Below are 13,342 nucleotides of genomic sequence, written 5' to 3' on the forward strand. Positions count from 1 at the left end.
TAGGTTCATATATACGAACCTACCGTTCTACCTGCGCAAACCGCCACAAAGGGGACAGGCACCTTTGCGGTGGTTCTGGACTCGGCCGGTCGGTTTGTCTCGATCTGTAACAGTTAGAGGTCAAATTCCCCACTTGGTGTTACAGATTGAGATCTTGCAAAAGCCGAGGATGGGCGCTGTCGCCAAAACCTAGCGCTTGCGGCGCTTGGTCGCAGCGAGGCCGGCGGCGGCTACGGTTGCGCCGGCGATGCCTAGGGCGGCGACCGTCATCGCGGTGGTATCCCCCGTGGTAACCAGGACAGCATCGCCCTTCTTGGCCTGCGTGGTTTTCTCAACCGTCTTGGCCGTGGTGGTTGTCGTGACCGGTTTAGCCGCGGGCTTGGTCTCGGGCTTCACCTCGGGCTTGGGCTCAGGCTTGACCTCAGGCTGCGGCGCGGGCTTTTCGGGGTCGACCGGAGCCGGCGTGGCCTCGGGCGTAAACGTCAGATCGGTGTTGAGCCACAGAGTGAAGATACAGCCGCTCTCGGGATCAACTACACTCGCTTCGCCCATCTGGTAGCCGCACTCCTGGCCGTTGATCACCAGCTTGGTGTCGGGCGTAAAGTAGAAGCCGCGCGCGGACTTGAGGTAGATACCGTAGCGATAGGTCACGCCGGGCTTAAAGACGTCGATGTGATTCGTGATGTTCTGATCCCAGAACTTCTGAGAGTTCACTTCGCTGCCGTCGCTACCCGTCCAGAACTCACACTGAGGAAGGGAGTTGGAGCCCGTCGGAACATTCGCCGTAAAGACCGGCTTATCGCCCGCCTTAAAGGTGGTCGTGGCGCCGTTGATCTCGATAACGTCAATGGCCCGCCATTCGTCGATCGGCTGCTCGCACAGCATATTGTCAGCGTTTGGCGCGAAGACGCCGTTGACGGTCTTGATGTGGTGCGCCCAATGACCGTTGACGTTCATTTCGCAGTCATCAGCCACGGTATTGTCGCCCTTGAGCCTCAGCTCAACGGAGTACATGTAGAACTTGCCCTCCTCGAAGTGGTCAATCTTCTTCATGCCCGGCGTGTACTTTGCGGGGTCGGAATACCAGAAGGCAACGGGCTTGAGCTCCGCAGGGTCGCTGCCATCCATCTCTTCCCAGCACTCATAGGCGATCTCATACTTATCGGCATCGGCGGCAGGAATCGTCGCGGTCGCACGCGGCGCCTCGCCGGGCGCGTAGTCGGTTTTCACATCGTTGACGTTTAGATTCTCAAGAGCTTCGTTTTCCGACGAAGCAGGCATCGTAATTGTTTTAATAGCAGGGACATACAGGAATTCTCCGCTTAGACTCGACTTTACGGTTTCCCCGTTTACGGTAACAACGGTTTCATCGCTGAAGGAATATCCGTCTTTTGGCTTCAGCATAAGAGAATACACGTACTCTTTCCCGCTTTTAAACTTTGTAATAGTCGGCAGGGAACCATGTGAGCCGTTATCGGAATACCAGGCAGCAACAGGTTCGTTGTTTTCAAATTCCTGCCAGCATTCATAAGCGATTTCGTATTTATCTGCATCGTAGTTAGGGACACCTGCCGTCGCCTGCGGACCAGTATCCAGCTGCCAATTGAAGTTCGTATTCTGAACATTGGCAAAGGAGATGGATTCCGATTCTGATTCCGCTGCCGGGATAACAAGGCACGCCCTCTCGTAGACATGGGTGCGGGTGTAGTAGTCATCCCGGATCTCGTTAATAGTGGGTTTCCCGGTCGCCTCGGTGTCTCCTTTAAAGGCGTCGTCCGGATCACCGATGATGATATTCCCGGGCTCTGTACCCGTATACGTAAGCTTGGATCCATCATAGGTGGTCGTCATCTTGGACTTATTCTCCTTGTACTCCGTAAAGTACTTCTGCTCCTCCTTCTGTCTCTGAATCTTGCTGATATCCAGGGTAAGCGTTGTTTTATTGCTCGCACTGTCATACGCCGCATGGACGATCAAGTCCCCCAGGCCGATAAAAGTCAAAGCGCTACCATCGAGAGCAGACTGGTCTCCATCTACAAGGGCAATCCCCTCCACATACTCAATCGTTTCTTCTTTCTTGATGTCGGCGTAATTGTTCCGCACCGTAATATTGACCCTAACGCCGCTGCCGCCAACAACATCGGTCACACCGCAGGGCATGATGGCGTCATTCGCCGGCGTGGCGGCGTTGTCGCTGGGAGTATTTTGTTCAGCGGGTGCCGCATCGTTGGATTCATCGGTGGCGCCAGTCGGGGCCGTCTGCTGAGGCTCAACGGTGGCTTGCGCCGCCGGAGCAGCATCGGTTGCAGGCGCGGTCGAAGCAGCTGGTGCGGTCGTTGCAGCCGTATCCTCCGCAACCGTCGGCGTCACCGGAGCCGCGGCAACCTCGTCCATCGCACCGACGGGATCGGCACATTCCGTCGCCAGCGCTACGCTCGGCAGCAGCAGCTGACCGACCATAAGCGCACACGCGCCGGCGCAAGCGATTTTGGCACCCACACAACGCCAGGTACCGTGAACCAGCGAGCAGGTGGACTCACGTTGAGCTTGCTTGTCAAAGTGGCTTCCGTTCATAACGGCCTCCTTGGTCGTAGGGACATACCACCACAATGGTGCCTGTCCCCTTTGTGGTGGTCCTGTACAACCAAGATGTGCCAAAAGACTCCGTATGCCTAGGTTCGTAGATGCGAACCTAGGCCTCTACCTGCGGAAATACAAAGAGCCGCCGCGAGGGCATTTGTGCTCGCGCGGCGGCTGAAAATGGCTATGAAAGCTTGTACTAGCGGTTGTGGCGCTTGGATGCGACGAAGCCGGCGCCGATGACGGACGCACCGGCAATGCCGAGGGCTGCCGCCGTCGTCGCGGCGCTATCGCCCGTGGCGGCCAGGGCGCCGGAAGCGTTTTTGGCCCCAGCTGCAGTCTTGGTCGTAACGGTCTTGGTGGTCTTTGCGTCCTTGTCTACGGGCTTGAGGTCAGGCTTCTGCTCGGGATTGGGCATGGGATCGGGCTCCGGAGCCGGCTCGGGGTCCGGCGTTGGGTCCGGCTCCTGCCCGTCTCCAAAATCAATCGCCACATCATGGGCGACCTCGGCAGAACCGACGATATCCGAAATCGAAGACGAACCGGCAACACCGATGACCTGCCCGCTCTGGGAACTAGGCCATTGCCCCGTATCGACAACCTTCTTCACATCGCGCACGGCACCGTCCGTCGGAGTCGTAATCATCGCGTTCCCTCGTAAATCGATCATCGCGGCATGGTACAGGGTCGCATTCGCGCCGTTGCGGTTGATCGCATAGATTCCCGCAGTCGCGCCCGAAGCCTCAATCTTCGATTTGAAAATCTGGATACGAGGCGTTTCAAACCTGGTATTTGCCTCTGCCATGATTCCAAAACTTTGATTGCGATCGGCGTCGATGCCGCTTGCGGCAGACAGGCTTCGAGACGTGAGGTTCGACTTCTCGACAAGCATCCACACCGCACCGGCTTGCGAGCGTGAGCTGATACCCGCCGAGAGCGAAGCCGCACTACCAGCCGAAAGCGTGACATCGGCTCCGTTGACGATTTTCATGAGGGTATTCTTCTTGATACCAAACGTATTGATGCACATGGAAGCCCACGAGGCATCGCCAGTCTTAATCGACAGACTGGCGCCATCGACGGTGACATCGCCGCCGTGCTCATAAGCGGAATCCGGCTCTTCCTGCTCGCCTTCCTGGGCAGCGTGTCTGTTTGGAATGTTATCAGCATGGATACCGCAGATGATCTCCATTGGACGCCAAGATCCTTCAGCCGATTTCGCCTCGATTTTGACATCAGCGCCCTTATCGATTGTCACGCTGCCGGCCGTCGCGCGAATGCCCGCCACGTTTTCCGCTGCACCCGAAGCCGTCGCGTTGACGCTGACGCCGCTGATGGTCACATCGCCGCCGGTCCTGCCGTCTCCCGACGCTGTAATTACATCGTTCTGGGCCGTCGCATTCAGGGTGCCGTCGCCGGTAATGGCAAGGTTACCGTTCTTAACAGCAATGGCGCTCTGCCCGGCGTCGGCCGTGACGGTGTTGGTGCCCGTCACACCGATGGCGAGGTTGCCCTTGGCGCCGATGGAGCCGCCGTCGTAGCCGTTGAGCTTCATGTCGTTAGCGCCATCCCAGGACCAGGTTCCCGCCTCGTCGCCGGCGGCAGCGCCCGCGTCGTACTGCGTGCCGCCCACGTTGACCCAGTCGGCGGCGAGTGCCACGCTCGGCAGCAGCAGCTGGCCGGCCATGAGCGCGCAAGCCCCCGCGCAGGCAAGCTTGGCGCCCACGCGACGCCACGTTCCGCGGGAGAGCGCGCACGAGCAGCCGTGGTCGATTGGGTTGTCATGGATTTGCTTTCGCATATGAGCCTCCTTGTCGTAAGGGGTGCCTCCGCTGTTTTATGTTGCGGAAGCTTGCGCTAGCGGTCGCGGCGCTTGGACGCGACGAAGCCGGCACCGACGACGGACGCACCGACAATGCCGAGGGCTGCTGCCGTCGTCGCGGCGCTATCGCCCGTGGCGGCAAGAGCGCCCGCGGACTTCTGGACCGCGGCGACCTGCGCGGCCGGCTTGGGGGCAGCGGCCGTGGAGCTCGCCTGGGTCGACGTCACGGACGGCACGTCGGTCCCGCTGCCGCCGCCCGGCTGTGGCGTGGGGGCCGGGGTGGGTTCAGGCTGCGGGGTGGGCTCGGGTTCGGCCGCATCTCCAGAGCTGATTACCACGTTACGGGCGACCTCGTCGGAAGTTCTAATGTCCTGGATGACAGACGACCCGGGAACGCCGATGACACGCCCACTTCCAACGGTGTCGCGCACGGTACCTCCGTCGGGAATCGCAATCTTTAACCCTCCCTCAAGTTTGATATAGGGGGCCCTGAAGGACCCCATATTGACGGCATAGACTGCCGCCGTCGAGCCCGACGCCACAACATTTGATTGAAAGAAGCTAATTCGAGGGGTAGCCGACGGGGAGCCAGACTGTGAAAAAATTCCATAGACATCTTTGCGATTTGCCCCTACAAGCTCATCAGCCCCGGCATCACCTTGAGCCGTGAGGTTCGAGCGATTGACGTGTATCCATGACGCCCCGTCTTGCACGCGTATCCAAACACCAGCCGAGATTTTTCCCGCGCTCCCTGTCGCGAGCGAAACATCCGCCCCGTTGGCAATCTTCAAATATGTTTCCGTCTTAATACCAAACGAATACAGAGCGACCGACATGCCCCCTGCATTACCCGCCGTCGCATTTAATTTAGCGTTGTCCACCATGATACAGCCACCATGTTTGGCGCTGTAGTCTGCCTCTTCGGCCTGTGCACCCTCGATGGCAGAATGCCTGGGAGGAACATTTTCGGCAAGGACTGCAAAGACATCGGCGTTCGACTTTGCCTCGACATGGACGTCAGCACCATTCTTTATGGCTATGTCGCCCGCTGCCGCATGGATACCAATGGATTCATATGCTCCGCCCGTGGCTGTCGCGTTAACGTCAGCGCCATCAATGGTCACATCGCCGCCGGTCCTGCCGTCTCCCGACGCTGCAATCACATCGTTCTGGGCCGTCGCATTCAGGGTGCCGTCGCCGGTAATGGCAAGGTTACCGTTCTTAACAGCAATGGCGCTCTGCCCGGCGTCGGCCGTGACGGTGTTGGTGCCCGTCACACCGATGGCGAGGTTGCCCTTGGCGCCGATGGAGCCGCCGTCGTAGCCGTTGAGCTTCATGTCGTTAGCGCCATCCCAGGACCAGGTTCCCGCCTCGTCGCCGGCGGCAGCGCCCGCGTCGTACTGCGTGCCGCCCACGTTGACCCAGTCGGCGGCGAGCGCCACGCTCGGCAGCAGCAGCTGGCCGGCCATGAGCGCGCAGGCCCCCGCGCAGGCGAGTTTTGCACCCACGCGGCGCCATGTTCCGTGGGAGAGCGTGCACGAGTGGCCGTGGTCGATTGGGTTGTCATGGATTTGCGTTCGCATGTGAGCCTCCTTGTCGTAAGGGGTGCTTCTATAACACCATGTTACGGGAAGATATCCGGATCCCGGGGCACAAATTCTCATGTGGCGCACCTGCCAGCGCAAAAGGCAACGAGCACGCTATTGCCAAGCGCGCCCCGCCCCCCGAAAGGCCCACCCCCTACCGTCATGGTCTACAATCGAGGGCACGATCGTTCCGTCCGCCCAAAGGACCGTCCTTGAACCTGAGCAAGCCTAAAATCAACGCGCTTCTGGCACTCGCGCTCTTCACCTTCGCCTTCCTTGCCGCCGAGTTTCGCTTCGACGTCAACGTCGGACTGCTCGCCGGTGCCGAGCGCGTTGTGCTCGCACAGGGCTTTATCCTTGGCGCCAGCGTGATCGGCTTTATCGGATACGCTCCGTTGCTTGAGCACGCGCAGCACAAAGGCCAGTCTCAGACAGTTGTCGGCGCCGCCGTCCCCATCGCCATCTTGGGGTTGACCCAGATCCAGTCCCCCACGAGCCCGCTTGCGCTCGAGATTCTGGGGTGCCTCGCATTCCTCGGGCTCGGCCTGCTGGGCGCCGCCACTCACCACGCCTTTTCGTTGGCATTCCAGGATGACCCCAAGCTTGCCACCGGTGCGGGAGCAGCCTATGCCGCGGGCATCCTGATGCAGTTCGCCATCAACCTGCTCGATTGCGGCGGCATCGCAGAGCTCATCGTCCTTGGCACAGCGACTATCGCCATCTCCGTCCTCAGCGTCGTTCCCCAAAAGGCCGCCAAGAGCTCCAGCCCCACCATCAATCCCTTTGCCGAGCCCTCGCACGCCCTCGCCAAGCAGGCGTGCTGGAGCATCGCACTCGTCATGATTCTCGCCTGTCTGTTCTCGACGCTCGATAACGTCGTCACGTTCTCCAACGCCCACGGCACCATCGCCGTACAGACCTGGCCGCGCCTCTTTTTGGCGGCGAGCGGTCTCGTCGCCGGTATCGTCTTTGATCTTGCCGAGCGTCGCTACATGGGTCTCATCATGCTCGGCGTCACGGTACTTTCCACCATCTCGATCTTGGCCGTGGAGGCCGGCGCCGACCCCAACTTGGGCCTCATCGTCTTTTATCTGAGTTCGGGCTTTTTTGTCACGTTCTTTACCGCCACGTTTACGCAGCTGGCGCCGCGCATGCACACGCCCGCACTGTGGGCTGGCATGGGCCGCGCAGCCAACAACGTGTGCGCGTTCACTACGTCGGGCATCTCGCTGGCACTTGTGACCTCGGGCAATGTCGCCATCATCATGATCGGCGCGCTCATGCTGCTTGTGGCGGCAAGTGTGGCGTTTGTAGCTGCGGGCCTGTTCCGCCTGCCCCAAACCGAGCAGGAGCGCGAACACCAGCAACGAGCCGAGAAAGCGCTCGCTGCGCCGAGCATCGAAGAGCAACGCCAGGCCTTCATCGCCAACCACGCTCTCACCCCACGCGAAGTTGACGTGCTCATAGCCGTGACACAGGACGAACGCCCGCTCAAGCAAATCGCCGAGGAACTCGGCATCTCGATGCGCATGGTCCAGCGTCACCTGAGCTCCATCTACCAAAAGACCGACACGCAAACGCGCGCCGGTCTCACCAAGGCCTTCCCCTCCGCCTAAAACAAAAACCACCACAAAGGTGTCTGTCCCCTTTGTGGTGGTTTTGGTCGGCTAGCCTTCGAGCTGCGCCACTTTGTAGCGGTAGGCCGCGGCGATGACATCCTTGCAGCCTTCGCGGCCCAGCTTGGCGCGGTTGACGACGATGTCCTTGCCGCTCGTCATCTTCCACTTTCCGGCGCTGTAGCGCTTATAGAACGCCTCGCGCGCCTTCTGCTGCTGCTTGACCAGCTTGGCGCCCTTCTTTTTGTTGAGGCCGCGCTTCTTGCGCACGATCTCGACGCGGTCCTCAAAGGGCGCAGTCACCAGCACGGCGATGTGATTGGGGTTGTTGCGCAGCAGGTAATCGGACAGGCGGCCTTCGATAATGCAACTCTCGGTCTCGCCCAGATCCAAAATCACCTGGCTCATCTTTTGGAATAACTTGTCCGAGTACGAACGCGCATCGTAGCGGTCGGGCAAAAACGCCATGTTCTCCACGGCCAGGCGCTCGTCGTAGGCGGCCATCTTGTCGAGCGACTCGCCCGCGCGCAGCGACGCACGCACCAGCAGCTCGTTATCGTACAGCGGAATCCCCAGCTCATCGGCGAGGATACGACCAATCTCGTGGCCCTCGGCGCCAAAGTCGCGCGCGATGGTAATGACCACAGGACTCTTCTTATTCTCCAGATCGCTCATCGCGATTCCTTTCTAACAAATGAGAAATAGGCGATTCCTGATTCCCATTTTGTCACTTACGCCGTCCTGGTTTCCCAAGTGCGGCAGATTGCCCGAAAGAGGAGCGCCGCGTACTAAATGTACGCAAGCGACGATTGAGGGGCAAGGTGCCGTGCTTGGGGAAACAGGACTACGCTGCCACCATTCGCCTCTGATACGCTCTCACCAGCAACGAGATACCAAAGTTGAGCACAAAGTACATCGCAAACACCAGGCCGTAGAGCATAAGAACCTGCGACAGATCGATCGCGTGGGCCATCACGACGTTGGCCGTGTACATGAGCTCGGCCACGTTAATGCCCGAAAGATACGAGCTGTCCTTGATGACAGTCGTGCACTGGCTAAACAGCGCCGGAATGATCGTCTTAAACGTCTGCGGCAGAATGATGTAGCGCATGGTGGCAAAGAAGCCAAAGCCCTGGCTCTGCGCCGCCTCAAACTGGCCGCGCGGAATCGAGTTGAGGCCGCCGCGCACAATCTCGGCCATAACAGCGCTGGTAAACAGCGTAAAGGCGATGGTCGAAATCACAATGTCCAAACCCTGCACCGTAAAGTAGATAAACAGGATCCACAGCAGGTTCGGCGTGCAACGGAACAGCTCGATATAGGCGCTCACCAAAATACGGAACGGGCGGGGCGCATAGCTCTTAACGAGCGCCAGCACTGTGCCAAAGATGAGCGAGAAAAAGATCGACAGCGCCGAGATCTCGATCGTCTTAACAAAGCCGCCCCAAATGTAGAGCAGGTTGGTCGCGTTGAAGATTTCCATGCGCTAGGCCTCCTCTACGTTGTCGAGCCCCAGCTCGGCCAGGCTCACGCCGCGCGGACGCTCCTTGGAGCGGCGCTCGAGCCACTGCACCAGCATGGCGAGCGGAAAGCAGATGATGAAGTACATAAGGCAGCAGACGATGTATCCCTGCAGGTAACCGTACAGACTCACAAAGTTGTCGGAACGGTACATAAGGTCGCCGCCGGCCACAAGCGCCAGCACCGACGTGTTCTTGACCAGGTTGAGCGCCTGGTTACACAGCGGCGGCAGAATGATCTTGAATGTCTGGGGCAGCACGATGTACCAGTATGCCTGCGCACGGGTGAAGCCCTGGCTCTGGGCCGCCTCCATCTGACCGCGCGGAACCGCCTCGATACCGGTGCGGATGACCTCCGAAATGTAGGCCGCGTGATACAGGCCCACGCCCAAGAAGCCCAGCACAAACGGCGCGATGCGCACCGGCTGGTCGGCACCGGTTATGGCCTGCAAAAACTGCGGACCGGCCATGTACATAAAGAGCACCTGCACGGGCAACGGGGTGTTCTGGTAAAACTCCACGTACACGCGGCTTATGGCGCGCAGTACGCGCGAGCGAGTGGTAGAGAACACGCCCAGCAGCGTGCCCAGCACCAGCGACAGCAGCAGACCGGCAACGACCACCTGCAGCGTCACGCCAAAGCCCTCCCAGAAGGGCCCCATGTTTTGCAATGTCGTCGACCAACGGTCGGCGTCAAATAATCCTTCGAGCATTTGATTCCTTCCTTGGACGATGTGCCTATACAAGACCCCAGGTCTTGACCTCTTGGTCGAGCCAGCCGTCGGCCAGGCGATCGCAAATCACCTGATCGACCACGGCCGAAAGGTCGCAGCCCTTCTTGGTCGCCACGCCGTAGCCCTGCTCGCCAAACTTGACCTCGGGCTGCAGCAGCTCAACGGTCTCGTTCATGTAGCCGGCCAGCGTGGAGCGGTCCATGGCAAAGACGTCGATATTGCCGGCGTCGAGGGAACTCTTGATGATGGGGTAGCCGCTAAAGGCCCTAAACTCGGGCTCGCAGCTAAAGCCGTTGTCCTTGATCATCTGCTCGATCAGGCCCTGCGTGGTAGCACCCTGGCTCACGCCGATGACCTTGCCGTCCAGGTCCTCAATCGAGGTAAAGCCCGAACGCTTCTTGACCATGAGTCCCACATAGTCGGTGCGGTACGGCGTCGAGAAATCCCAGCTCTTCTTGCGCTCGTCGGTGATGGTGTAGGTCGCCGCGACCACGTCGAGTTGGCCGTTATCGATCAGCGGGCCGCGCGTCTTGGGCGTCACGTCGGTAAACTCGACAAGCTCCTGGGCGCGGGCATCCTTGTAGCTCACGCCAAAGACGGCAGCGGCGATCTGGTAGCACAAATCGACTTCCATGCCCTCAAAGCGGCCCTTGGCGGTGTCGTAATAGCCATAGCCGGGAACGTCCTTCTTAACGCCGGCATTCAGATGGCCACGCGACTTGATGGCCGCAAGCTTGGACCCCTTGTCAGAGCCCTCGCCGCTGGTGGAGTTGCCGCAACCGGTAAGCGCGGTCCCCGTCAGCGCGAGCATGCCGGCGCCCGCCAGCTGCAAAAAGTGACGGCGCGACACGGCCGCCCTCGTCATATCCGTCATGTCCATCACCGCGCCTAGTGCAGAATCTTGGACAGGAACTCGCGGCAGCGCGGGTTCTCGGGGTTATCGAAGAAGTGCTCAGGCGTGCCCTCCTCCAGGATGCGGCCGTCCTCCATAAAGATGACGCGGTCGGCCACCTGGCGCGCAAAGCCCATCTCATGCGTCACGCAGATCATGGTGATATCCTCCTGCGCGAGCTCAATCATAACGTCCAGAACCTCCTGGACCATCTCGGGGTCGAGCGCCGAGGTCGGTTCGTCAAACAGGATGATGGGCTGCTTGGTGCACAGGGCACGGGCGATGGCGATGCGCTGCTGCTGACCGCCCGAGAGGTTCTGCGGATACTCGCCGGCCTTATGCGCCATGCCAACGCGCTTGAGCGCGGCGATGGCGATCTCGGTCGCCTCCTCTTTGCTCTTCTTTTGCAGCTTGATGGGCGCGAGCGTCAGGTTGCCGAGCACCGTCATGTTGGGATACAGGTTGAACTGCTGAAACACCATGGAGCTATACTTGCGAGCCATCTCCAGGTGGTTCTTTTTGGTGAGCGGCGTACCGTCGATGACGACCTCGCCCGACGTGGGCTCCTCCAGATAATCGACGCAACGGATGAGCGTCGACTTACCCGAACCGGAAGGCCCGATCATTACGAGCTTCTCGCCGCGCTTGACGGTGAGATTGATATCTTTGAGCACATGCAGGTCGCCAAAGTACTTGTTGAGATGCTTGATCTCGATCATGTCTGCCATGAATGTCCCTTCCCTGCGTTTACACGAGTTGAACTATTGTACGGAAAGAACCGCGTTTCCGCAGCCCACACTACATTCCCGTAAAGAACCCGCAACCTTCCACCCACTCATTGGGGACAGGCTTAAATGAGTGCCCGCTCATTGGGTACTCATTTAAGCCCGTCCCCAATGAGTGCCCGCGGGGGACGCCCTTCCTCCAACCGCCCTTGTTGAGCATAAGTCAGACACTATGACCCAATCCGAGGGCACGGAAACGACAGGAGCCCCCGCTCGTGACCGCGGGTCGGGGCTGCGACAATGTTATTGAAGTGCCAGAGGCGCAGCCGCGCCGCAACGAGGTTGGGAGGCTCCCGTGCCTAGATATTCTACCGCCTTCGGAATGGACGTACACCTCAGGTCCACCACCGTCTGCGCGCTCGACGCGGAGACGGGCGAGACAGTGACGAGGAGGTTCCGCGGCAACCCGTGGGGCGAGGTCGCGGAGTGGATGTCGGGCTTCCCGGGCCCGTCGCTCGCCGCCTACGAGAGCGGCTACCTCGGCTTCGCCCCGCAGAGGGAGCTCTCCGGGCTCGGCGTCGACTGCGTCGTCGCGGCCGTCTCCAAGGTCCCGAGGTCGGCGGCAGACCTCTCGTCCAAGAACGACCGCAACGACGCGGCCAGGATGGCCAAGGCGATACTGTCGCACGATATCTCCCCGGTATGGGTGCCGTCCCCCGAGATCGAGGGGCTCAGGGACCTCGCCGGGGCCCACGACGCGGCGACCGCGAGGCTCGCGGCGGCGAAGCAGCGGCTCCTGGCGTTCCTCGCCCGCCGGGGTTACGCCTACGGCGGCACGACGCCGGCCGGAAACCCCCGGAAGTACTGGACGTACGACTTCCTCAGGTGGCTCGACAAGGTTCGGCCCGCCGACGACGGCGGCATCCGGGCGCTGGCGGCGCTGAGGAACGAGGTCGAGGCGGCCGCCGAGACGCGCGACGACCTCCTCGCCGAGTACAGGGCCGCCGTCGCGGCGGGCCCCCTCTCGGCGGAGGTCGAGGCGCTCCAGTCGATCAAGGGGTGCGGGTTCGCGCTCGCCGCCGCCTTCGCGTCCGAGGTCGGCGACTTCTCGAGGTTCCGCTCCGGCAGGCAGGTGACGTCCTACTTCGGCCTCGCCCCGAAGCAGAGGTCGAGCGCGGACTCCGTGCGCCTCGGCGGGATCAGCGGGGCCGGCAACGCCCTCGTCAGGAGATTGGCTGTCGAGGGGTCCTGGAGCTACGTCCAAGCGAGCCACCAACCGAAGCTGATGCCCAAGGGCAGCGGCGTCCCGCTCGAGGTGAGGATGCACGGGAGGAAGGGGTCCGAGCGCCTGCTCCGGCGCCGCGAGGAGATGCTCGCCAGGGGCATGCCCCAGGCGAAGGCGAACGCCGCCACCGCCGCCGAGCTCGTGAGGTGGCTGTGGGCCCTCGGCGCGATGTGCCGGGAGGCAACCGAATAGACATAGCCCCCGTCCCGGCGAGCCGGGCAGCCTTCGGGGATACCCCCGCTTTCGCTGGGCGCGCGGCAGCGGCCGCATGCGCGTAGTCAGACTTGGGGAGCCCCACCGAAGGAGAGGATTGCGGGCCGCCGGAGCGGTATCCGCGGATATGAGACTGAGCCGAAGGCGTCGACGACATGCCGGGGGCGGACCGGGACGGGTTCAACGGCAGGCCCCGCCGACCGATTGCAAGCGGTCGGCGGGGCCATTGTGGCTCTTGACAGCGGATTGGGTCATATGAGCGAAAACCCGTACACGCGAGCAAGGTGACGTGAAATCAGAACCACCCTTAAAAAGGGTGGTTTGCTCTTAGGGTATAACCCACGGGCCCCGGGCTCGCGTCTAAAGGCG

10 protein-coding genes are annotated in these 13,342 nt (G+C 60.9%); 2 read left to right on the plus strand and 8 right to left on the minus strand.

Features of this window, described 5'->3' with window-relative positions:
• Nucleotides 1-189 precede the first annotated feature (189 nt).
• The 3 genes from ABCN01_RS04300 to ABCN01_RS04310 all read right to left on the minus strand — a co-directional run bounded on the left by ABCN01_RS04300 (nucleotide 190) and on the right by ABCN01_RS04310 (nucleotide 5,985).
• Nucleotides 190-2,574 (minus strand): hypothetical protein, encoded by a 2,385-nt coding sequence (locus ABCN01_RS04300; protein WP_342996877.1) that lies wholly within the window; start codon nucleotides 2,572-2,574, stop codon nucleotides 190-192.
• Nucleotides 2,575-2,779: 205 nt separating this feature from the next.
• Nucleotides 2,780-4,381 carry an LPXTG cell wall anchor domain-containing protein gene (locus ABCN01_RS04305; protein WP_342996878.1) on the minus strand — a complete coding sequence of 534 codons (1,602 nt, stop codon included), beginning with the start codon at nucleotides 4,379-4,381 and terminating at the stop codon, nucleotides 2,780-2,782.
• A 56-nt stretch (nucleotides 4,382-4,437) separates the two neighbouring features.
• Entirely contained in the window at nucleotides 4,438-5,985 is a 1,548-nt protein-coding gene (locus tag ABCN01_RS04310) for an LPXTG cell wall anchor domain-containing protein (RefSeq protein ID WP_342996879.1), read from the minus strand.
• Nucleotides 5,986-6,200: 215 nt separating this feature from the next.
• Between ABCN01_RS04310 and ABCN01_RS04315 the strand changes: the two genes are divergently transcribed.
• Complete coding sequence (locus tag ABCN01_RS04315; protein ID WP_342996880.1) at nucleotides 6,201-7,604, plus strand: helix-turn-helix transcriptional regulator; 1,404 nt, start codon at nucleotides 6,201-6,203, stop codon at nucleotides 7,602-7,604.
• Between the two features lie 51 nt (nucleotides 7,605-7,655).
• Here the strand turns inward: ABCN01_RS04315 and ABCN01_RS04320 are convergent, their stop codons facing one another.
• The 5 genes from ABCN01_RS04320 to ABCN01_RS04340 all read right to left on the minus strand — a co-directional run bounded on the left by ABCN01_RS04320 (nucleotide 7,656) and on the right by ABCN01_RS04340 (nucleotide 11,478).
• Nucleotides 7,656-8,279 (minus strand): cytidylate kinase-like family protein, encoded by a 624-nt coding sequence (locus ABCN01_RS04320; RefSeq protein ID WP_148331746.1) that lies wholly within the window; start codon nucleotides 8,277-8,279, stop codon nucleotides 7,656-7,658.
• 169 nt (nucleotides 8,280-8,448) lie between these two features.
• Nucleotides 8,449-9,087, minus strand: a complete 639-nt coding sequence (locus ABCN01_RS04325) for an amino acid ABC transporter permease (protein ID WP_006235796.1) — start codon at nucleotides 9,085-9,087, stop codon at nucleotides 8,449-8,451.
• Nucleotides 9,088-9,090: 3 nt separating this feature from the next.
• Nucleotides 9,091-9,837: an amino acid ABC transporter permease gene (locus ABCN01_RS04330; RefSeq protein WP_342996881.1), complete on the minus strand. Its 747-nt coding sequence runs from the start codon at nucleotides 9,835-9,837 to the stop codon at nucleotides 9,091-9,093.
• A gap of 25 nt (nucleotides 9,838-9,862) precedes the next feature.
• Nucleotides 9,863-10,738, minus strand: coding sequence for a transporter substrate-binding domain-containing protein (locus ABCN01_RS04335; RefSeq protein ID WP_342996882.1), 876 nt, complete (start codon nucleotides 10,736-10,738; stop codon nucleotides 9,863-9,865).
• A gap of 8 nt (nucleotides 10,739-10,746) precedes the next feature.
• Nucleotides 10,747-11,478, minus strand: a complete 732-nt coding sequence (locus ABCN01_RS04340) for an amino acid ABC transporter ATP-binding protein (RefSeq protein WP_022094215.1) — start codon at nucleotides 11,476-11,478, stop codon at nucleotides 10,747-10,749.
• Nucleotides 11,479-11,857: 379 nt separating this feature from the next.
• Between ABCN01_RS04340 and ABCN01_RS04345 the strand changes: the two genes are divergently transcribed.
• Nucleotides 11,858-12,952, plus strand: a complete 1,095-nt coding sequence (locus ABCN01_RS04345; protein ID WP_342996883.1) for an IS110 family RNA-guided transposase — start codon at nucleotides 11,858-11,860, stop codon at nucleotides 12,950-12,952.
• Nucleotides 12,953-13,342: the final 390 nt, after the last annotated feature.

The organism is Collinsella aerofaciens, assembly GCF_039062365.1.
Taxonomy (GTDB): Bacteria; Actinomycetota; Coriobacteriia; order Coriobacteriales; family Coriobacteriaceae; genus Collinsella.

Coding starts and splice junctions, on each gene's coding strand:
- ABCN01_RS04330 (WP_342996881.1), bottom strand. CDS start 9,837: ATGCTCGAAGGATTATTTGACGCCGACCGTTGGTCGACGACATTGCAA.
- ABCN01_RS04310 (WP_342996879.1), bottom strand. CDS start 5,985: ATGCGAACGCAAATCCATGACAACCCAATCGACCACGGCCACTCGTGC.
- ABCN01_RS04335 (WP_342996882.1), bottom strand. CDS start 10,738: ATGGACATGACGGATATGACGAGGGCGGCCGTGTCGCGCCGTCACTTT.
- ABCN01_RS04340 (WP_022094215.1), bottom strand. CDS start 11,478: ATGGCAGACATGATCGAGATCAAGCATCTCAACAAGTACTTTGGCGAC.
- ABCN01_RS04305 (WP_342996878.1), bottom strand. CDS start 4,381: ATGCGAAAGCAAATCCATGACAACCCAATCGACCACGGCTGCTCGTGC.
- ABCN01_RS04345 (WP_342996883.1), top strand. CDS start 11,858: ATGGACGTACACCTCAGGTCCACCACCGTCTGCGCGCTCGACGCGGAG.
- ABCN01_RS04325 (WP_006235796.1), bottom strand. CDS start 9,087: ATGGAAATCTTCAACGCGACCAACCTGCTCTACATTTGGGGCGGCTTT.
- ABCN01_RS04300 (WP_342996877.1), bottom strand. CDS start 2,574: ATGAACGGAAGCCACTTTGACAAGCAAGCTCAACGTGAGTCCACCTGC.
- ABCN01_RS04320 (WP_148331746.1), bottom strand. CDS start 8,279: ATGAGCGATCTGGAGAATAAGAAGAGTCCTGTGGTCATTACCATCGCG.